Consider the following 19,694-nt stretch of genomic DNA (forward strand, 5'->3'; position numbering starts at 1 on the left):
TTCAGGATTCTCATGTAACTATTTTCATCCGCTACACAATGAACCACAAGCGAGACTTTCTACGCTAAACGGTTTAGAGTGGCTTACATGTTGGACCTGAACCGGCTCAAAGCCCTTCACGCCGTCCATGTCTACGGTTCGGTCGGAGCGGCGGCCGACGCCCTCATGGTCACCCCCTCGGCGGTCAGCCAGCAGATCGCCAAGCTGGAGCGCGAGACCGGCGCCAGGCTCATGGAGCGCTACGGCCGCGGCGTGCGGCTCACGGACGCGGCGGGGCTGCTCGCCGAGCACGCGGAGCGCATCCTCGCCCTGGTCGAGACCGCGGAGGCAGACTTCGAGGCGCTGCGCGGCGAGGTCGTCGGCCGGCTCAACGTCGGCGCCTTCCCCACCGCCTCCCGCGGCCTCATGCCCCACGCGCTCGTCTCGCTCAAGGGCCGCCATCCCGACCTGTGGGTGCAGCTCAGCGAGCGCGAGCCGGAGCGGGTGGCCCGCGAGGTGGCGAGGGGCGAGCTGGACCTCGGCGTCGTCCAGGACTGGCTGACCCGCCCGATGGCGCTGCCCGACGGCCTGTCCAAGGCCACGCTGCTCGACGACGTGGCCGACGTGGCCGTGCCCGCCGGCCATCCGCTGGCCGGCGAGCGCGAGATCGAGCTGGCCGCGCTGCACGGCGAGCAGTGGATCAGCGGGTCGCCGGGCACGGTCTGCCACGACTGGCTGGTGTTCACGCTGCGCAGCGCGTCGCTGGAGCCGGTGATCGCGTGCTGGGCCGACGAATACCCGACCCAGCTCGCGCTCGTGGCCGCCGGGCTCGGTTGCGCGATCGTGCCCAGGCTCGGGCGCGACTGCGTGCCGGACAGCGTACGGCTGGTGCCGCTGCTCCCGCGCCAGTCGCGGCGCATCTACGCGATCTGGCGCGCCGACGCCGCCCGCCGTCCCGCGATCAGGGCCATGGTGGACGCGCTGACGGAGACGAGCAAGACCCAGGAGAACGCCTGGGCCGTGCAGTGATCCGGCGTGGCCGTGTCGCAGCGGGCCCTCGCCTGGGCTTCGCGGGCGAGCGGATAGGCTGGGCGCACCATGGCTGAAACCACCGTCGTCCACCTGCTGCGCCACGGTGAGGTGCACAACCCCCAAGGCGTCCTCTACGGCAGGCTGCCCGGCTACCACCTGTCGGAGACGGGCCGGCTCATGGCCGAGACGGTCGCCAAGGCCGTCGGCGGCCGCGACATCGTCGCCCTCTACAGCTCGCCGCTGGAGCGCGCCATCGAGACGGCGACCCCGCTGGCGGACAAGCTGGGCCTGGAGATCGTCCAGGACGAGCGCCTGATCGAGGCGGGCAACCTGCTGGAGGGCCGCATGGTCGGGCAGGGCCTCGGCGTGCTGCGCAACCCGCGCAACTACCGCTATTTCTGGAACCCGCTGCGGCCGTCCTGGGGCGAGCCCTACCCGGTCATCGTCACGCGGATGAAGTCGATCATCGATGACGCCAGGGCGGCGGCGCGGGGCCACGAGGCGGTGCTGGTCAGCCACCAGCTGCCGATCTGGGCCATCCGCTCGGCCGCCGAGGGCCGCAGGCTCTGGCACGACCCGCGCCGCCGCCAGTGCGCGCTGGCCAGCCTCACCACCCTCACCTTCGACGGCGATCGGCTCGTCAGCATCGGCTACAGCGAGCCCGCCGGGTCGCTGCAGACGGGGCCGTCGATCCCCGGGGCCTGATGTCCGGGCCGCACGGGCACCCCGGTAGAGTTGCAAGCTCTACCGGTTGTAGTACAAGGAGATCTTCCTCCGTGCGCGCCAACTCCATCTCCCTCCTTCTCCTGGTCGCGCTGGTCGCGGGCTGCGCCGGCAACCAGGGCGGCCAGCCGCAGGCCGGCGACACCCGTTTCGTCGCGGGCGACGGGAAGATGCAGGTGTTCGAGGCGGGCGAGCGCAAACCCGCGCCGGCCGTCGAAGGCCCGACCCTCGACGGTGCCACCGCGTCCCTGGCCGCGCACAAGGGCAAGGTCGTCGTGCTCAACTTCTGGGCCTCGTGGTGTGGCCCCTGCCGGGCCGAGGCGCCCGTGCTCAAGGAGGTCTGGGCCAAGACCAAGGACTCCGGCGTGCAGTTCCTCGGCGTCGACTTCAAGGACCGCCAGGCCGACGCCAAGGCGTTCGAGCGCACCGAGCAGACCGGCTACCCGCACATCTTCGACCAGCCCGGCAAGGTCGCGCTGGCCTTCCAGGGCACCGTGCCGCCCGCCGCCATCCCGTCCACGCTGGTCATCGACAAGCAGGGCCGCATCGCGGCCAGGGCGCTCGGCGCGGTCAAGTACACCGACCTGATGAACACGGTGACCAAGGTGCGCGATGAGTGACGTCGTCGCCTCTGGCTCGCTGCTGCTGGCCGTGCCGATCGCGGTGCTGGCGGGGGTGGTGTCGTTCCTGTCGCCGTGCGTGCTGCCGCTGGTGCCCGGCTACCTGTCCTACGTGACGGGCATGAGCGCCGACCCCAAGCGGGGGCGGCTGGTGCTCGGCACCGCGCTGTTCGTGGCCGGGTTCGGGCTGGTGTTCGTGCTCAGCGGGGCGCTGTTCGGCGGCATCGGCTCGGTCGTGCTGGGCAACGCCGAGATCATCACGCGGGTGCTCGGCGTGCTCACCATCGTGCTCGGGCTGGCCTTCCTCGGCCTGCTGCCCGGCCTCATGCGCGACGTGCGCATCCACCGCATGCCGGCCGCGGGGCTCGCCGGCGCGCCGCTGCTCGGCGTGGTGTTCGGGCTGGGCTGGACCCCGTGCATAGGGCCCACGCTGGCCGTCGTGCTGACGCTCGGGCTCAACGAGGGCAGCGCGGGGCGTGGCGCGCTGCTGGCCGTTGCCTACGCGCTCGGCCTCGGCCTGCCCTTCATCGGCGCCGCGCTGGCCTACAGCCGCGCGCTGCGCACGTTCCGCGCCATCCGCAAGCACTCGCGCCTGATCACCCGGGTCGGCGGCGGCATGATGGTGGCCGTCGGCGTGCTGCTCGTGACCGGGCTCTGGGGAGAGATGATCGCGGCCATGCAAGGACTGATCGGCGCGTTCGAGCCGGTGATCTGATGAGCGTCAAGGAGCTGGAGAAGGAGCAGGCGCCCGAGCAGGCATCGTTCGGGCTGGTGGCCTGGCTGCGCTGGGCGTGGCGCACGCTCACCTCGATGCGGACGGCGCTGATCCTGCTCTTCCTGCTCGCGCTCGGCTCGGTGCCTGGCTCGCTGGTGCCGCAGCGCGGCGTCGAGCCCGACAAGGTCGCCAGACTGTACGAGCAGAGCCCCGCCCTCGCCGAGTGGTACGACAGGTTCCAGCTCTTCGAGGTCTTCACCTCCACCTGGTTCGCGGCCATCTACCTGCTGCTGTTCACCTCGCTGATCGGCTGCATCATCCCGCGCACCACGGTCTACCTGCGCGAGCTGCGCCGCAAGCCGCCCGCCGCGCCGAAGAACCTGTCCCGCCTGCCTCATCACGCCGTCTTCGAGAGCGACCTGGGCGTCGAGCGGGCCGCGGCCCGGCTGCGCAGGCAGCGCTTCCGCGTGGTCACCGGCGACGGCTGGGTGTCGGCGGAGAAGGGCTACCTGCGCGAGACGGGCAACCTGTTCTTCCACATCGCGCTGGTCGGCATCCTGCTCGCCATCGGCGCGGGCTCCCTGTACGGCTACCGCGGCAACGTGCTGGTCGTCGAGGGCGACGGGTTCGCCAACACCGTGGCCGCCTACGACCGGTTCATCCCCGGCAGCAGGGTCTCCGCCGAGTCGCTGGAGCCGTTCAGCTTCCAGCTCACCGACTTCAACGTGGCCTACCAGGTGACCGGCGACAAGCGCGGCCAGGCGCTCGACTACTCCGCGCACCTCAAGGTCAACGAGTCGCCGGCGGCGCCGCCCCGCGACTACGAGCTCAAGGTCAACGAGCCGCTGGAGATCGACGGCACGCAGACCTACCTCATCGGCAACGGCTACGCCCCCGTCTTCAGGGTCACCGACGGCAAGGGCCAGGTGGCCTTCGAGGGGCCTGTGCCCTGCCTGATCGAGGACAAGGGGTCCATGACCTCGGGCTGCGTGGTCAAGGCGCCCGACGCGCAGCCGTCGCAGCTGGGGTTCCTGCTGCGCTTCCTGCCCACCAGCGTGCCGCTGACCGACGGCACCCACGCCTCGGCCTTCCCCGGTGAGCTCAACCCCGAGGTGCAGATACTCGGCGCCTTCTCCGGCGACCTCGGCCTGCGCTCCGGTAAGCCGCAGTCGGTCTACGAGCTGGCGGAGCCCGAGGTGATGCGCAAGCTCAAGCCGGTGCTCATGGGCACCGACGCGCCCAAGCCGCTGGCCGTGGGGCAGTCGGTCGATCTGCCCGGCGGGCTCGGCAAGATCGAGTTCACCGGCGTCAAGCAGTGGATCACGCTGCAGATGGCGTACGACCCGGGGCGCTTCCCCGCGCTGCTGGCCGCCGCCACGGCGGTGGTCGCCATCGCGCTCTCGCTCATGATGCGCCGCCGCCGGGTGTTCGTCCGCGTCGCGCAGGGGCGGGTCGAGGTGGGCGGGCTGACCCGCACAGAGGGCTCCGCGGCGGGCTTCGCCGAGGAGTTCGCCGACATCGTGAAGGTTCTATCAGCAGGAGAGAAAGATGTCCGCTGAGCAACTCGCCGAGCTGAGCGACCTTTTCGTCGTCGCAGCCGTGCTGCTCTACGTCGTCGCCATGCTCGGCTTCGCCATCGAGCTGGCCTTCGGCCGGGCTCGGGGCGGGAAGGCCGCCGAGCGGCGGCAGGCCGAGGTCAGGCAGCCGGTCGCCGTGGGGGCGGGCGCCGCCGGCGCGGTCTCCGAGACCATCGGGAGCGACGCCGAGGCGGCCGTTTCCGGCGCTGAGACGCCCGCTGCGGGCGCGACGGCCGACGTCGCGGCACCCGTACCGGCCTCGCCCGCCGCCGCCCGTGCCGGGACGGTGGCGCTCGTGCTCGCCTGGATCGGCTGGGCCGCCAACCTCGCCGCCATCGTCACCCGCGGCCTGGCCGTCGACCGGTGGCCGTGGGGCAACATGTACGAGTTCGTGGTGGCCATCTGCTTCGCCGCCGTGACCGCGTTCCTCGTCACCCAGCTCCGCCACAACGTGCGCTTCATGGGCGCGTTCGTCATGGTCACCGCCGCGCTCGGGCTCGGGCTCGCGGTCAAGGTGTTCTACACCGCGGCCGGTCCCGTGGTGCCGGCGCTCGACTCGTACTGGATCGCGATCCACGTCACGGCCGCGATCATCGCGAGCGGCCTGTTCACGCTGGCCGGGGTCTCGGGCGTGCTCTACCTGCTGCGCGGCGACGGGGTGTCGCGCCTGCCCTCGCGCGAGGTGCTGGAGAAGGCGGCGCACCGGGCGATCATCTTCGCCTTCCCGGTGTGGACGTTCGCCGTCATCGCGGGCGCCCTGTGGGCGGACCGGGCGTGGGGCCGCTATTGGGGCTGGGACCCCAAGGAGGTCTGGTCGTTCATCACGTGGGTGGCCTACGCCGCCTACCTGCATGCCAAGGCGACGGCCGGCTGGCGGGGCAGGGCAGCGATGATCGTGCAGCTCGTGGCGTTCGGCTGCCTGCTGTTCAACCTGATCGGGGTCAACATCTTCATCGACGGGCTGCACAGCTACGCCGACGTGGACTGACCCCGAGCCTGAGCAGAGGGGCTCGCCGATCAGGCCACGTCGTCGCCGCGCATCCGCCGTTCGAGGTCGCGCAGGAACTCGGGGTCGTCGTCGGGCCCCTTCGGCGCGCCCGGGCCGGGGGTGACGGGACGGGCCGCGCGCGGCGCGCGCGGACGGCCGCGCGCCATCCACACCAGCCCGCCGAGCAGCGGGATGAGCACCACGACGAGGATCCAGAGTGCTTTTGGTACGTTCCTGACCTCGTCTTCCGGCGTGGTGACGACGTCGAACAGTGAGAAGAGCCAGAAGGCCAGCAGCGCCAGGCCGATAACAACACCTGCCATGCCCCGAACTGTAAGCCATGTTGAGACGTGATCGTGCTGCCTGATGTCCCATTTCGGGTGACTAGCGGAAGATCCGCGTCGTACCGTGGAAGCCGATGCGGCGGTGTCCACGGGGCTCCGAGGGGCGTTGATGAGAGGTGCGATGGCCTTTTCTCACGACAAGAGTCCCGGCGACCGAGGCCGGCATCGGCGCGGACGTTGGTGGCGGCGCGGGTCCTATCTGTTCTCCCGGCGCAGCGAGGCGCCTCCCGACGCCGACCGGTCGATCTGGCGTAACGCCCGCGAGCGGGCCCAGGACAGGCGCGCGCGGCGCAAGGAGCTGAAGGGTGCCGAGCGCGGCCGCGAGGCCCGTGGCGGCGAGCTGAGATCCGAGCGGCAGTCCTGGCCGGGCGCCGACGCCCCGCACGGCACGGCCTCCTGGGACGCCTTCGCGGTACGCGAACACGGCGAGCGGCTGCCCGCGGCCGTCGTCGTCGACCGCCCCCGCTACACCTGGTACGACTTCGAGCTGCCCGACCAGCCGCTCAGAGCCCGCCCCAACCGCCCCGACCAGCCCTCGCTGGGCGACGGCCTGCGGCACTGCGGCGCGCTGGAGAAGATCCTGCACCGCCAGTGGGACTCCAGGTACGGCCCGCCACCGGCCGAGGTGATCCGCGCGGTCGAGAGCCTGGCCAGACTGCCCGACCGGCTCAAGGAGCTGCTCGCCGAGGGCCTGGAGGGCATCTACGTCGGGCCGGGCGGCGTCCCCGACCTCGACGACATGGGCTACTTACGCGGGGCCCCGCTGCCGTCGGGGCGCGCGACCTGGGACATCTGTGCGGGCGCGTACGGCGACAAGAAGATCGTCGTCGGTGACCGGCCCTCGCCCACTCCCGATGTGATGATGCACGAGGTGGGCCACGCGATCGACGACGTGGACTCCGCGTACGGCGAATGGGTCTCCGACTCGGCGGAGTTCGTCCGGCTCTACGAGGCCGCGTCGCCGCTGCTGACCTCGACCTTCCACCGGCAGGGAGGCGGGCTCGGCCGCAAGGAGTTCTTCGCCGACGCCTTCGCCGCCATCGCCTCCCGCCAGCGTCCCGCCCTCGTGGACATGCTCGGTGGCGACACGCGGATGGCGCTCGACATCATGCTGTTCTTCAACCGGCGCTACGGAATCTAGGTGATCGGCGATGTACGTCATCCGGCTCGCGGACGGGACGTTGCGCGTACCGCAGAGCCTGACCAGTCCTGACGGGCGTCTGATCGGCAACGCGTACGTGGAGGTTCAGCCCGGTGATCCCGGCTACGAGCAGTGGCTGCCGGAGTCGCTGACCGAGGAGGAGGCGGAGCTGCGCCGCCGGCGCTGGGAGGAGGAGAACGACGACCTGGAGCGCGAGTTCCTGGCTTTCAAGGCGCGGCAGGAGGACGCCTGAGCACACCGCGGCGAAGGGGCGCCCGCGGGGGGTACGGACAGGCGCCAGCCACGGTCAGCGGTTGGCGCCGCCCCAGTGCTTCCCCAAACGGAAGTGTCGGCAGGAAAGCACGCGAACAGTGGGCTCCGCCAGCGGTGATCCTGGCGGGATGGACCACTTGTGTAGCGGTCCATCGTGCAGGATCACCGACTTGACGGAACGTCAGACGCGCGGGGACTCACCTGCTGGCCTGTCGGCCGTGAGAACGTCCTCGCCTCGGAGAAGGGCGTGGACTTCCGACTCGCGGAAGCGCCGGTGCCCTCCGGGGGTGCGGATACTGCTGATGCGGCCTGCCGCTGCCCAGCGTGTAACCGTCTTTGGGTCTACCCGGAAGAGGGCGGCAACCTCTCCTGGGGTCAGCAGACGCTCGCTGCTACTCTCCACCAATCTCTCCCCCTCGCATCCCGCTTCCTGCCAGCGGGCGGACAGGTAACCAGTGTGTCGAGCGAAGCCTGATTTATCCGTGGTTTTCTACAAAGATCACGGGTTGTTATCAGCTGACTGCCCGATTGTTATATGATAGAGCCTCTTTGGGGCTCTCGTGGGTGTTTCTTTACGAAACTCCCTAACTGGGAACAGTAGCAGTGCTCGCGTCCCGTGCGAAGAGCGAGCGCCGCACAGGTCCGAGTAACCTCGAAGCCGTGCATCCCGTTCTCGTTTACACCGCGTCGCGGATCGGCCTGTTTGCCGTGACCTTGCTTGTGCTCTGGCTGCTCGGCCTGACAAACCCGCTCGCGCTGATCATCGCCTCATTCGTGATCAGCGGCATAGCGAGCTACGTGCTGCTGTCGAAGCAGCGCGATGCCATGAGCGAACGCCTGAGCGCGAAGATCGACCACCCGAAGCCGCAGGACGACTAGGGCTGGGGGAACATGCCAATCCGGGCATGGTACTCCCGTCCGAGTCTCGTTGTGTCGCTACCCACAAGTAGTCCGGTGCTGTGGGCGTAAAACGCCTTCACACCGATGCCGCGCTCCCGCGTCGGATTCCAACTCAGGGCCTTTCCGGTACGCGGATGAATGGCCCCGATCCCCGGTCGTGACACCGCTCCAGGGCCGGCCGAGTCGCGGCCCCGCGGATTGTCCAGCCAGCGCTGGTGCCCGCCCACATAGACGGCGGCGCCGGTCACCGCGACCGAGTACAGCGAATCGCCGCCCGTGGCGTTGACCCAGGTGGGCTTGACGGCCGAGCCCTTCGCGTACGTCTCGAAGCGCGCTGCTGTGTCACATATCCCGCCCTTTGGCCCGCCTGTGGTGACGATCACGAAATAGCGGCCGTCGGGGGAGAAGTCGAGACCCCGTACATACGAGGGAAAGGCGGTGGCGCAGCGGCGCGCGTACGTGTCGGTGCGCCAGGCGGCGACCCGGGCGGCGGGGCGGCTGATGTCGATCAGCCCGACCTGGGGCCGCGCATGGCCGTCGAGCGTGGTGAACGTGCCGTCCACCAGCAGCCTGTCGCGGGTGACGGCCAGCGCGTGCACCTTCACCCGCGCCGTCAGCGGGTTGTCCGGCGTGATCGCGAAGCCCGGGTCGGCCGCGCCGGTGGCGGCGTCGAGCCTGGCCAGGGCGGTGCGCGGGCTGACGAAGTCGCCGCCCACATAGAGCTGGGAGCCCTGCCTGGCCAGCGTGCTCACCATGCCGCCGCCGATGCGCGGCTCGAAGCCGGGCACCAGGGCGCCGTCGGCGACCCGCAGCTTCGCCAGGCCACGGGCGCGCTGGTGGTCGACGCCGTGGAACTCGCCGCCGACGTAGACGGTGCCGCCGTCGCCGGGCGCGAGGCCGTACACGGGGCCCGCCACGCTGGGCGCGAAGTCCCGCAGGATCCGGCCGGTGTGCAGGTCGTACGCGAACAGGTTGTCGCGCGGGAGCACCGTGCTGCGGCCGGCGTCGCTCACTTCGCTGAACGAGCCGCCGACCACGACGGTGCGCCCCACGACCGTGATCGCGTTGACGATGCCGTCGAGCACATGAGGAGTGGTGTCGATCGGGTCGGCCGACACGACGCGCGCGTGCGCGACGGGGGACGAGGTGATGATCGCCGCAAGGGCGACACGGGCAAACATTCGCCAATATCTAGCAGACGTACGGTAATCAAGTTGCTACTTTCCGTTGAATATCCTGATGGCCATAGGGTGTGGGCATGACGCGCGCTCAGTTGGACAAGAGGCCGGACGAGGTCGCCGCGATGTTCGATCGCACCGCCCGGCGTTATGACCTGGTGAATGACGTGATCTCCCTGGGGCAGGTCAGGGCATGGCGCAAGGCGGTGGCCGCCGCGGTCGACGCCGGCCCCGGTGAGCTGGTCCTCGACCTCGGCGCCGGCACGGGCACGTCGACCGACGCGTTCACCACGCTGGGCGCGCGGGCGATCGCCTCCGACTTCTCGCTCGGCATGCTGAGCACCGGCGTGCGGCGGCACGGCGGCAACGCGCTGTCGGGCCCGGGGGTGCCGTTCATCGCGGGCGACGCGCTGCGGCTTCCCTTCGCCGACGACGCCTTCGACGCGGTGACGATCTCGGTGGCGCTGCGCAACGTGCACGACACCGGGCGGGCGCTGCGCGAGATGCTGCGGGTGACCAGGCCGGGCGGCCGGCTGGTGATCCTGGAGTTCTCCCACGTCACGGTGAGCGGCTTCGACCTGGTCTACCGCGAATACCTGATGCGGCTGCTGCCCAAGGTGGCCAAGGTCTTCGGCTCCAACGACGACTCCTACGAATACCTCGCCGAGTCGATCCGCGACTGGCCCGACCAGCGCACGCTGGCCGGCGTGATCCAGGACGCCGGCTGGGAGCGGGTGGCCTGGCGCAACCTCTCCATGGGCATCGTGGCGATGCACCGGGGATTCAAGCCCGCCTGACTCGCCTGTCGCGGCAATCATTTTCGCCATCGGCTCGCGTCCGGCGAAAACCTCATTTCCGTCCCGGCCGTTTTGCTCGCTTGGGCCGTACCCGTGGATGAGCGGGGGTGCGGCCCAGCGGCATTTCCGGCGCGATTATGGAATGAGATTTCGGCCCCCCAGGAGTGGCGGGCGCTGCGTGAGAGTCTCAGGACGGCATCGCTCAAGGGCCGCCCCGAGGCCGCCGGGGGCTTGACTGCTAGCGTGACGATCATGACTGCGCTGCCCCAGGCGACACGCGTCCCCTTCGATCACAGAACAGCCCCCCGACTGCCACTATGTACACGAAAAGCAGTAGACTGCGGGCCGGTAAGCTTGTGAAGGGGTTCACAAAGGAACGAAGGCGCGCCACCCCACGGCCTTCGAGCGTGTGTAGGGACAGGACAGTCCAGTGACCGTGCCAACAGCCACCCACCGAGCGCAGGAGCTCGCCGCGAGTGCGCGTAATCATCGAGCGGTGAAGCGGGCGCGATCATGAGCGATGCCGATGTCATCGTCGTCGGCGCCGGCCCCGCCGGCTCCGCCACCGCCTGGTACCTCGCGCAGGCCGGCCTCGACGTGCTGCTCCTGGAGAAGACCAGGTTCCCCCGCGAGAAGGTCTGCGGCGACGGCCTGACCCCGCGCGCCGTCAAGCAGCTCCAGAACATGGGCGTCGACATCGACGCGCCCGGCTGGATCAGGAACAAGGGCCTGCGCGTCGTCGGCGGCGGCCTGCGCTTCGAGCTCGACTGGCCGCAGCTCGAGCGCTTCCCCGACTTCGGGCTCGTCCGCACCCGGCAGGACTTCGACCAGATCGTCGCCGCCAACGCGGTCAAGAACGGCGTACGCCTGATGGAGGGCGTCACCGTCACAGGCCCGGTCCTCGACGACCGCAGCGGCCACATCGTCGGCGTCACCACCAAGGACGGCCGGGAGTTCCGCAGCCCGGTGGTCGTCGCCGCCGACGGCAACAGCACCCGGCTGGCCCTCGGCATGGGCCTGCACAAGCGCGAGGACCGCCCTATGGGCGTGGCCGTGCGCACCTACTTCGAGAGCCCCCGCCACGACGACGACTACCTCGAGACCTGGCTCGAGCTCTGGGACGGCGACACGCTGCTGCCCGGCTACGGCTGGGTGTTCGGCGTCGGCGACGGCACCTCCAACGTCGGGCTCGGGCTGCTCAACACCAGCGCCCAGTTCAAGAACATCGACTACCGCGACCTGCTGCGCCGCTGGTGCCGGTCGATGCCGCAGGAGTGGGGCTTCACCGAGGAGAACATGACGGGCCCGATCCGCGGCGCCGCGCTCCCGATGGCGTTCAACCGCCAGCCCCACTACACCCGCGGCCTGATGCTCGTGGGAGACTCGGGCGGGTCGATCAACCCGTTCAACGGCGAGGGCATCGCCTACGCCATGGAGACCGGCGAGATCGCCGCCGAGATCATCGCGAAGGCCCTCAGGGAGACCACCCCCGCCCAGCGGGAGCGGACCCTGCGGACCTATCCTCGGGTGCTGAAGGACGCCTACGGGGGTTACTTCACGCTCGGCAGATGGTTCGTCGAAGCCATCGGCAAGCCCGGTGTGATGAGCTTCGGCACCAGGCACGGGCTGCCTCACCCGAGGCTGATGCGCTTCGCGCTCAAACTCCTTGGTAATCTCACCGACCGGCGAGGCGATGCGTCGGACATGATCATCAACGCACTCTCGAAGGTCGCGCCACCAGCATGAATCTCAGAATCACCAGATCCCGCTGCGCGCCCGCGCGCGCGGCGACTCCAGAGGAGGCGTAGCGATGGACCTTTACGTGCCCATCCTGGTGCTCGCCGTAATCGCGGGGGGCTTCGCGATCTTCTCGGTCGCCATCGCTCCCTTCACCGGTCCCAAGCGCTGGAACCGCGCCAAGCTCGACGCCTACGAATGCGGCATCGAGCCGACGCCCCAGCCGGTCGGCGGCGGGCGGTTCCCGCTCAAGTACATGGTCACGGCGATGCTCTTCATCGTCTTCGACATCGAGATCATCTTCCTATACCCGTGGGCCGTCTCGTTCGCTCCGCAGACGGACGACCTCGGCCGCGTGGCCACCTCGGGACTCGGCCTGTTCGCGCTCGTCGAGATGCTGCTGTTCATCGTCACCGTGCTCGTCGCCTACGCGTACGTGTGGCGCCGCAAGGGTCTGGACTGGGACTGAAAATGGGACTTGAAGAGAAACTCCCCAGCGGGTTCATCCTCAGCACGGTCGAAGCGGCCGCCGGATGGGCGCGCAAGAACTCCGTATGGCCGGCCACGTTCGGTCTCGCCTGTTGCGCCATCGAGCTGATGGCCACCGGTGGCCCCCACTACGACCTGGCGCGCTTCGGTATGGAGCGCGCTTCGGCGTCTCCCCGCCAGGCCGACCTCATGATCGTGGCCGGCCGCGTGTCGCAGAAGATGGCGCCCGTGCTGCGCCAGATCTACGACCAGATGGCCGAGCCGAAGTGGGTCATCTCCATGGGCGTGTGCGCCTCCAGCGGCGGCATGTTCAACAACTACGCCATCGTGCAGGGCGTCGACCACGTCGTGCCCGTCGACATCTACCTGCCCGGCTGCCCGCCGCGGCCCGAGATGCTCATCGACGCCATCGTCAAGCTGCACGACAAGATCCAGAACATGAAGTTCGGCGCTCACCGCGCCAAGCAGATCGAGGAGCTCGAGCTGCAGGCGCTGCGCACGCTGCCGCTGATCGACCAGGGAGCCTCGAAGTGACCTCGCCCGACAACCTCCCCGAGGTCCCGGACGCACAGGTCCCCGAGACGCCGGCGGCGCAGGAGGCGCCGGTCGCCCGTCGGGGCATGTTCGGCGCCCAGGACTCGGGTGACACCTCCGGCTACGGCGGCCTCGTCGTCCGCCGGCCGCCGCAGATCTCGACGCCGCGCCCGTACGGGAGCTACTTCGACGAGGTCGTCGACGCGCTGGCACTCGACGACGCCATCGAGCGCGTGGTCGTCGACCGCGGCGAGCTGACCCTGCACGTCAAGCGGGAGCGGCTGGTCGAGGTCTGCCAGAAGCTGCGCGACGACCCCGCCCTGCGTTTCGAGCTCTCGCTCGGCGTGTCGGGCGTGCACTACCCGCACCTTGAGGGCGAGGAGCTGCACTCGGTCATCCACCTGTGCTCGATCACCCACAACCGGCGGGTGCGGGTGGAGGCCAGCTGCCCCGACAGCGACCCGCACATCCCATCGACGGTCAGCGTTTACCCTGGTCACGACTGGCATGAGCGCGAGACGTACGACTTCTTCGGCATCGTCTTCGACGGTCACCCCGGGCTCACCCGGATCATGATGCCGGACGACTGGGACGGTCACCCCCAGCGGAAGGACTACCCGCTCGGCGGCATCCCGGTCGAATACCGCGGCGCCACCATCCCGTCGCCCGACCAGAGGAGGAGCTACTCATGAGCACCGCTTATGACGAGGCGACCGAGGGCAAGGTCTATTCGGTCAACGGGGCCGACTGGGACCAGGTCGTCTCCGGCGTGCGCGAGTCGGAAGAAGAGCGCCTGGTCGTCAACATGGGCCCGCAGCATCCGTCCACGCACGGCGTGCTGCGGCTGGTGCTGACGCTCGACGGCGAGACGGTGACCGAGGCCCGCGGCGTCATCGGCTACCTGCACACCGGCATCGAGAAGAACATGGAATACCGGACGTGGACCCAGGGGACCACGTTCGTGACCCGCATGGACTATCTCTCGCCGATCTTCAACGAGACCGCCTACTGCCTCGGCGTGGAGAAGCTGCTCGGCATCGAGGACCGCATCCCCGACAGGGCGCAGGCGATCCGCGTGATGATGATGGAGCTCAACCGCATCGCCTCGCACCTGGTGGCGATGGGCACGTTCGGCATGGAGCTGGGCGCGACGACGCCGTTCCTCTTCGGGTACCGCGATCGTGAAATGATCATGGACCTGTTCGAGTACATCACCGGCCTGCGCATGAACCACGCCTACATCAGGCCGGGCGGCGTGAGCGTCGACCTGCCGGCCGGCGCGGTCGACAAGGTCGGCGAGTTCCTCAAGGAGATGCCCAAGCGGATCAAGGACATCCGCAAGCTCCTCGACGAGAACCCGGTCTACGTGCGCCGCACCCAGGACGTCGCCTACCTCGACCTGACCGGCTGCATGGCGCTCGGCGTCACCGGCCCGATCCTGCGGGCCGCCGGCCTGCCGTGGGACCTGCGCAAGTCGCAGCCCTACTGCGGTTACGAGACCTACGAGTTCGACGTCGCCACCGAGCGCGGCTGCGACGTCTACTCGCGCTACCTCGTCCGCATGAAGGAGATGGAGGAGTCGCTCAAGATCGTCGAGCAGGCTCTGGATCGCATCGCGGGGCCGCTCAAGGGCGACCCGGTGATGATCGAGGACAAGAAGATCGGCTGGCCCGCGCAGCTGGCGCTCGGCCCCGACGGGTTCGGCAACTCGCCCGACCACATCGCCCACATCATGGGCACCTCGATGGAGGCCCTCATCCACCACTTCAAGCTGGTGACCGAGGGCTTCAGGGTGCCGGCCGGGCAGGCGTACGCCAGCATCGAGTCGCCCAAGGGCGAGCTCGGCGCGCACGTGGTCAGCGACGGCGGCACCAGGCCCTACCGCGTGCACTTCCGCGAGCCGTCCTTCTGCAACCTGCAGAGCTTCCCCGCCATGGCGGAGGGCGGCCAGGTCGCGGACGTGATCGCCGCGGTCGCTTCTATCGACCCCGTCATGGGAGGTGTGGACCGGTGACTTATTCACCGGAAGTCCGTGAGCGTCTGGAGCGGGACGCCAAGGAGATCATCGGGCGCTACCCCAAGACCCGCTCCGCCCTGCTGCCGCTGCTCCACCTCGTGCAGTCCGAAGACGGCTACGTCTCCGACGACGGGCAGGAGTTCTGTGCCGAGATGCTCGGCATCAGCAAGGCCGAGGTCACCGGCGTCGCGACCTTCTACACGATGTACAAGCGCAAGCCGGCCGGCGACTATCACGTCGGCGTGTGCATCAACGCGCTGTGCGCGGTGATGGGCGGCGACGAGATCTGGGAGCAGCTGTCGGAGCACGTCGGCGTCGGTCACGACGAGGCGACTCCCGACGGGAAGATCTCGCTGGAGCGCCTCGAGTGCAACGCGGCCTGCGACTTCGCGCCGGTCATGATGGTCAACTGGGAGTTCTTCGACAACCAGACGCCCGAGTCGGCCAAGCAGCTCGTCGACGACCTGCGCGACGGCAAGGACGTGCGGCCCACGCGCGGCCCCAAGCGGCTGTGCACCTTCAAGGAGGCCTCGCGGGTGCTCGCCGGGCTGCCCGACGACCTCGCGGGCGACGGCCCGTCGGCCGCGGGACCCTCGCTCGAGGGCCTGAAGGTGGCCAAGGCCAAGGGATGGAAGGCCCCCGAAGCATGACGACGACTTTGACACCGGTCCTGACCGCCAATTGGGACCAGCCCAACTCCTTCACCCTCGACGTCTACGGTGAGTACGAGGCGGCGAAGAAGGCGCTCGGCATGGACCCCGACGCCGTCATCCAGGCCGTCAAGGACTCCGGTCTGCGCGGCCGCGGCGGCGCGGGCTTCCCCACCGGCATGAAGTGGGGCTTCATCCCGCAGGGCGACGGCAAGCCGCACTATCTCGTCGTCAACGCCGACGAGTCGGAGCCGGGCACCTGCAAGGACATCCCGCTGATGATGGCCAACCCGCACGCGCTGGTCGAGGGCATCATCATCACCTCCTACGCGATCCGCGCCAACCACGCCTTCATCTACGTGCGCGGTGAGGTGCTGCACGTGATCAGGCGGCTGCACGCGGCCGTGCGGGAGGCGTACGAGAAGGGCTTCCTCGGCACCGACATCTTCGGCTCCGGCTATGACCTGGAGCTGGTCGTGCACAGCGGCGCGGGCGCCTACATCTGTGGCGAGGAGACGGCGCTGCTGGACTCGCTCGAAGGCTACAGAGGTCAACCCCGGCTCAAGCCCCCGTTCCCCGCCGTGGCGGGCCTCTACGCCTCGCCGACTGTGGTGAACAACGTCGAGTCGATCGCGAGTGTTCCCTCGATCATCGCGAACGGCGCCGACTGGTTCGCCGGCATGGGCACCGAGAAGTCCAAGGGCTTCGGCATCTTCTCGCTGAGCGGCCACGTCACCAGGCCGGGCCAGTACGAGGCGCCGCTCGGCATCACGCTGCGCGAGCTGCTCGACATGGCGGGCGGCGTCCGCGAGGGGCACCAGATCAAGTTCTGGACCCCGGGCGGCTCGTCCACGCCGATCTTCACCGACGAGCACCTCGACGTGCCGCTCGACTTCGAGGGGGTCGGAGCCAAGGGCTCGATGCTCGGCACCCGGGCCCTGCAGATCTTCGACGACACCACCTGCGTGGTCCGCACGGTGCTGCGCTGGACCGAGTTCTACGCCCACGAGTCGTGCGGCAAGTGCACGCCGTGCCGCGAGGGCACGTACTGGCTCAAGCAGGTGCTCAAGCGCCTGGAGGCGGGCCAGGGCACCGAGGACGACCTGGCCACGATCACCGACATCGCCGACAACATCCTGGGCCGCTCGTTCTGCGCGCTCGGCGATGGCGCGACCAGCCCGATCCACTCCTCGGTGAAGTACTTCCGCGATGAGTACCTCAAGCACTTCGAGATCGGCGGCTGCCCGTTCGACCCGAAGAAGTCCACTCTCTGGGGTGAGCAGTGACAGTCGTAGAGACCCAGACGAACCTGGTGACCCTGACGATCGACGGGTTCCAGGTCAGTGTTCCCAAGGGCACGTTGATCATCAGGGCCGCCGAGCTGCTGGGCATCCAGATCCCCAGGTTCTGCGACCACCCGCTGCTCGACCCGGCGGCCAACTGCCGTCAGTGCCTGGTCGACATCCCCGACGCGGGCAACGGCCGCGGCTTCCCCAAGCCGCAGCCGTCGTGCGCGATCGAGGTCGCCGAGGGCATGGTGGTGCAGACCCAGCTCACCTCGCCGGTCGCCGAGAAGGCGCAGCGCGCGGCGATGGAGCTGCTGCTGATGAACCACCCGCTCGACTGCCCGGTCTGCGACAAGGGCGGCGAATGCCCCCTGCAGAACCAGGCCATGTCCAACGGGCAGGGCGAGTCGCGCTTCCAGGAGCAGAAGCGGACCTTCCCCAAGCCGCTGGCGCTGTCCACGCAGGTGCTGCTCGACCGCGAGCGCTGCGTGCAGTGCGCGCGCTGCATCCGCTTCTCCGACCAGATCGCCGGTGACCCGCTCATCGAGTTCTTCGAGCGCGGGGCCAAGGAGCAGGTGCGGGTGGCCGACGGCCAGCCGTTCAACTCCTACTTCTCGGGCAACACCGTGCAGATCTGCCCGGTCGGCGCGCTCACCGGCGCCGCCTACCGGTTCAGGGCCCGCCCGTTCGACCTGGTGTCCACGCCGAGCGCGTGCGAGCACTGCGCCTCCGGCTGCAGCCTGCGCACCGACCACCGGCGCGGCCGGGTGACCCGCCGCCTGGCGGGCAACGACCCGCAGGTCAACGAGGAGTGGAACTGCGACAAGGGCCGCTGGGCGTTCACCTACGCGCAGCAGCCCGACCGGCTCAAGCAGCCGCTGGTCCGCAACGAGGAGGGCGTGCTGGTGCCCACCTCGTGGCCTGAGGCGCTCGAAGTCGCCGCCCGGGGGCTCGCCGCCGCCCGTGGCAAGGCCGGCGTGCTGGTCGGCGGCCGGGTCACGGTCGAGGACGCCTACGCGTACGCGAAGTTCGCCCGGGTCGCGCTCGCCTCCAACGACGTGGACTTCCGCGCCAGGCCGCACTCGGCCGAGGAGGCGCAGTTCCTCGCCCACGCGGTGGCCGGCAGGGGCATCGAGATCAGCTACGCCGACCTCGAGAACGCGCCCCACGTGCTGCTCGTCGGGTTCGAGCCCGAGGAGGAGTCGCCGATCGTCTTCCTGCGCCTGCGCAAGGCGTGGATGAAGAAGGGGCTCAAGGTCTCCTCGATCGCGCCGTTCGCCTCTCCCGGCCTGGCGAAGATGGGCGGCACGCTCATCCGCACCGCGCCGGGCGCCGAGGCCGACGCGATCGGCGACCTGGTCGGCACCCTCGCCGAGGGCACGATCGTGCTGGCCGGTGAGCGCCTGGCCACCGTGCCCGGCGCGCTGTCCGCGCTGGTCCGGCTCGCCGCCGCCTCCGACGCCCGCATCGCCTGGATCCCGCGCAGGGCCGGCGAGCGCGGCGCGGTCGAGGCCGGTGCGCTGCCCAACCTGCTGCCGATCGGCCGCCCGGTGGACGACGAGACCGCCAGGGCCGAGGTCGCCCGGGCCTGGAACGTGGCCTCGCTGCCCGCCACGCCCGGCCGCGACACCTCCGGCATCCTCGCCGCCGCCCGCGACGGTGAGCTCGACGCGCTGGTCGTGGCCGGTGTCGACCCCTACGACCTGCCCGACCCGGCAGCGGCGCTCGATGCTCTCGAGCGCACGCCGTTCATCGTCAGCCTGGAGATCCGCGCCAGCGCCGTCACCGACCGCGCGGACGTGGTCCTGCCCGTAGCCTCCGTCCAGGAGAAGGGCGGCACGTTCGTCAACTGGGAGGGCAGGGGCCGCTCGTTCGACGCGCCGCTCAAGGTGCCGGGCCTGCAGTCCGACATGGCCGTCATCGGCAACCTCGCCGACCGGATGGACGTGCACCTGGGTCTGCCCGACGCCAAGGCCGTCCGGCGCGAGCTGTCCGGGCTCGGCTCCTGGCGCGGCAGCCGGGTCAGCCCGCCCAGCGCCCTGACCCGTCCGCAGGAGGTGCCGGAGCAGGGCCAGGCCCTGCTGGCCACCTGGCACCTGCTGCTCGACGAGGGCAGGCTGCAGGACGGCGAGCCGTACCTCGCGGGCACCGCCCGCACCGCCGAAGCACTGGTCTCGGGCCCCACGGCCGCCGAGCTCGGCGTCGCGGACGGCGACAAGCTCGTCGTCGGCGACGCCGACAACGGCTCCGTGACCCTGCCGGTGCGCATCGCCGACCTGCCCGACCGCGTGGTCTGGGTGCCGGCGAACTCCGGCGGCTGCTCGGTCACGCGTGACCTGCGCGCGGTGGCCGGCGACATCGTCACCATCGGGAGCGCCTCATGATCCACGTTCTCGCGGCCGATCCCACCCTCGCCGACTTCGGCAAGGACCCTCTGTGGATCACGATCATCAAGGCCGTGATGCTGTTCGCTTTCCTGATGCTGGGCATCCTGTTCGGCGTCTGGTTCGAGCGCAAGCTGATCTCGCGGATGCAGCACCGCTACGGCCCCAACCGGGCCGGCAAGTTCGGTCTGCTGCAGTCCGTGGCCGACGGTCTGAAGATGGGCCTGAAGGAGGACATCTTCCCGCGGACCGTGGACAAGGTGCTCTACCTGCTGGCGCCGGTCATCATGGTCGTGCCGGCGTTCCTGGCCTTCTCGATCGTGCCGTTCG

General features: G+C 69.7%; 22 protein-coding genes. 19 read left to right on the top strand and 3 right to left on the bottom strand.

Annotated features, from left to right (window positions below; translation table 11 throughout):
• The first annotated feature begins 87 nt into the window (after window positions 1-87).
• The 6 genes from AB0K28_RS47105 (at window position 88) to ccsB (ending at window position 5,634) form a co-directional block, all read left to right on the top strand.
• Complete coding sequence (locus AB0K28_RS47105) at window positions 88-1,008, top strand: LysR family transcriptional regulator (RefSeq protein WP_364383925.1); 921 nt, start codon at window positions 88-90, stop codon at window positions 1,006-1,008.
• Between the two features lie 69 nt (window positions 1,009-1,077).
• Complete coding sequence (locus AB0K28_RS47110) at window positions 1,078-1,716, top strand: histidine phosphatase family protein (protein ID WP_345394322.1); 639 nt, start codon at window positions 1,078-1,080, stop codon at window positions 1,714-1,716.
• 71 nt (window positions 1,717-1,787) lie between these two features.
• A complete protein-coding gene (locus AB0K28_RS47115; protein WP_345394325.1) occupies window positions 1,788-2,354 on the top strand; it encodes a TlpA disulfide reductase family protein in 567 nt (188 codons plus the stop codon).
• Window positions 2,347-3,069, top strand: coding sequence for a cytochrome c biogenesis protein CcdA (locus tag AB0K28_RS47120; protein WP_355415516.1), 723 nt, complete (start codon window positions 2,347-2,349; stop codon window positions 3,067-3,069). Before AB0K28_RS47115 ends, AB0K28_RS47120 begins: the two co-directional genes overlap by 8 nt.
• Complete coding sequence (locus tag AB0K28_RS47125; RefSeq protein ID WP_364383930.1) at window positions 3,069-4,628, top strand: cytochrome c biogenesis protein ResB; 1,560 nt, start codon at window positions 3,069-3,071, stop codon at window positions 4,626-4,628. Before AB0K28_RS47120 ends, AB0K28_RS47125 begins: the two co-directional genes overlap by 1 nt.
• A complete protein-coding gene (gene ccsB / locus AB0K28_RS47130) occupies window positions 4,618-5,634 on the top strand; it encodes a c-type cytochrome biogenesis protein CcsB (protein ID WP_364383933.1) in 1,017 nt (338 codons plus the stop codon). Before AB0K28_RS47125 ends, ccsB begins: the two co-directional genes overlap by 11 nt.
• Before the next feature lie 29 nt (window positions 5,635-5,663).
• Here ccsB and AB0K28_RS47135 read toward each other — a convergent pair whose 3' ends face one another.
• The gene (locus tag AB0K28_RS47135; protein ID WP_345394334.1) at window positions 5,664-5,957 is read right to left on the bottom strand and encodes a PLD nuclease N-terminal domain-containing protein; all 294 of its coding nucleotides are present in this window, start codon (window positions 5,955-5,957) and stop codon (window positions 5,664-5,666) included.
• A gap of 142 nt (window positions 5,958-6,099) precedes the next feature.
• Here AB0K28_RS47135 and AB0K28_RS47140 point away from each other — a divergent pair, with 142 nt between their 5' ends.
• Window positions 6,100-7,119, top strand: coding sequence for a hypothetical protein (locus AB0K28_RS47140; RefSeq protein WP_364383936.1), 1,020 nt, complete (start codon window positions 6,100-6,102; stop codon window positions 7,117-7,119).
• Between the two features lie 10 nt (window positions 7,120-7,129).
• Window positions 7,130-7,372 carry a hypothetical protein gene (locus tag AB0K28_RS47145; protein ID WP_364383939.1) on the top strand — a complete coding sequence of 81 codons (243 nt, stop codon included), beginning with the start codon at window positions 7,130-7,132 and terminating at the stop codon, window positions 7,370-7,372.
• A 201-nt stretch (window positions 7,373-7,573) separates the two neighbouring features.
• Here AB0K28_RS47145 and AB0K28_RS47150 read toward each other — a convergent pair whose 3' ends face one another.
• A complete protein-coding gene (locus tag AB0K28_RS47150) occupies window positions 7,574-7,795 on the bottom strand; it encodes a BldC family transcriptional regulator (RefSeq protein ID WP_026214226.1) in 222 nt (73 codons plus the stop codon).
• 257 nt (window positions 7,796-8,052) lie between these two features.
• Here AB0K28_RS47150 and AB0K28_RS47155 point away from each other — a divergent pair, with 257 nt between their 5' ends.
• Entirely contained in the window at window positions 8,053-8,271 is a 219-nt protein-coding gene (locus tag AB0K28_RS47155; protein ID WP_345394343.1) for a DUF4229 domain-containing protein, read from the top strand.
• On the opposite strand, the gene AB0K28_RS47160 is transcribed toward AB0K28_RS47155, so the two are convergent.
• Window positions 8,268-9,473, bottom strand: coding sequence for a hypothetical protein (locus AB0K28_RS47160; protein ID WP_364383942.1), 1,206 nt, complete (start codon window positions 9,471-9,473; stop codon window positions 8,268-8,270). The genes AB0K28_RS47155 and AB0K28_RS47160 overlap by 4 nt on opposite strands.
• Before the next feature lie 77 nt (window positions 9,474-9,550).
• Here AB0K28_RS47160 and AB0K28_RS47165 point away from each other — a divergent pair, with 77 nt between their 5' ends.
• From AB0K28_RS47165 to AB0K28_RS47210, 10 genes are all read left to right on the top strand, one after another.
• Window positions 9,551-10,267, top strand: coding sequence for a demethylmenaquinone methyltransferase (locus tag AB0K28_RS47165; protein WP_345394349.1), 717 nt, complete (start codon window positions 9,551-9,553; stop codon window positions 10,265-10,267).
• A gap of 513 nt (window positions 10,268-10,780) precedes the next feature.
• Window positions 10,781-12,013, top strand: coding sequence for a geranylgeranyl reductase family protein (locus AB0K28_RS47170; protein WP_364383946.1), 1,233 nt, complete (start codon window positions 10,781-10,783; stop codon window positions 12,011-12,013).
• Between the two features lie 64 nt (window positions 12,014-12,077).
• The gene (locus tag AB0K28_RS47175; protein ID WP_355415532.1) at window positions 12,078-12,473 is read left to right on the top strand and encodes an NADH-quinone oxidoreductase subunit A; all 396 of its coding nucleotides are present in this window, start codon (window positions 12,078-12,080) and stop codon (window positions 12,471-12,473) included.
• A 2-nt stretch (window positions 12,474-12,475) separates the two neighbouring features.
• Window positions 12,476-13,027: an NADH-quinone oxidoreductase subunit B gene (locus AB0K28_RS47180; protein ID WP_080043645.1), complete on the top strand. Its 552-nt coding sequence runs from the start codon at window positions 12,476-12,478 to the stop codon at window positions 13,025-13,027.
• A gap of 86 nt (window positions 13,028-13,113) precedes the next feature.
• Entirely contained in the window at window positions 13,114-13,719 is a 606-nt protein-coding gene (locus AB0K28_RS47185; protein ID WP_364383956.1) for an NADH-quinone oxidoreductase subunit C, read from the top strand.
• Window positions 13,716-15,041 (top strand): NADH-quinone oxidoreductase subunit D, encoded by a 1,326-nt coding sequence (locus AB0K28_RS47190; protein ID WP_345394352.1) that lies wholly within the window; start codon window positions 13,716-13,718, stop codon window positions 15,039-15,041. Before AB0K28_RS47185 ends, AB0K28_RS47190 begins: the two co-directional genes overlap by 4 nt.
• Complete coding sequence (gene nuoE, locus AB0K28_RS47195) at window positions 15,038-15,694, top strand: NADH-quinone oxidoreductase subunit NuoE (protein ID WP_345394355.1); 657 nt, start codon at window positions 15,038-15,040, stop codon at window positions 15,692-15,694. Before AB0K28_RS47190 ends, nuoE begins: the two co-directional genes overlap by 4 nt.
• Window positions 15,691-16,980 carry an NADH-quinone oxidoreductase subunit NuoF gene (nuoF, locus tag AB0K28_RS47200; protein ID WP_345394358.1) on the top strand — a complete coding sequence of 430 codons (1,290 nt, stop codon included), beginning with the start codon at window positions 15,691-15,693 and terminating at the stop codon, window positions 16,978-16,980. Before nuoE ends, nuoF begins: the two co-directional genes overlap by 4 nt.
• Complete coding sequence (locus AB0K28_RS47205; RefSeq protein WP_345394361.1) at window positions 16,977-19,364, top strand: NADH-quinone oxidoreductase subunit G; 2,388 nt, start codon at window positions 16,977-16,979, stop codon at window positions 19,362-19,364. Before nuoF ends, AB0K28_RS47205 begins: the two co-directional genes overlap by 4 nt.
• A partial coding sequence (locus AB0K28_RS47210; RefSeq protein WP_364383953.1) for an NADH-quinone oxidoreductase subunit H occupies window positions 19,361-19,694 on the top strand: 334 nt, incomplete at its 3' end. The genes AB0K28_RS47205 and AB0K28_RS47210, both read left to right, overlap by 4 nt.

Source organism: Nonomuraea sp. NPDC049504 (genome assembly GCF_040676845.1).
Lineage (GTDB): Bacteria > Actinomycetota > Actinomycetes > Streptosporangiales > Streptosporangiaceae > Nonomuraea > Nonomuraea salmonea.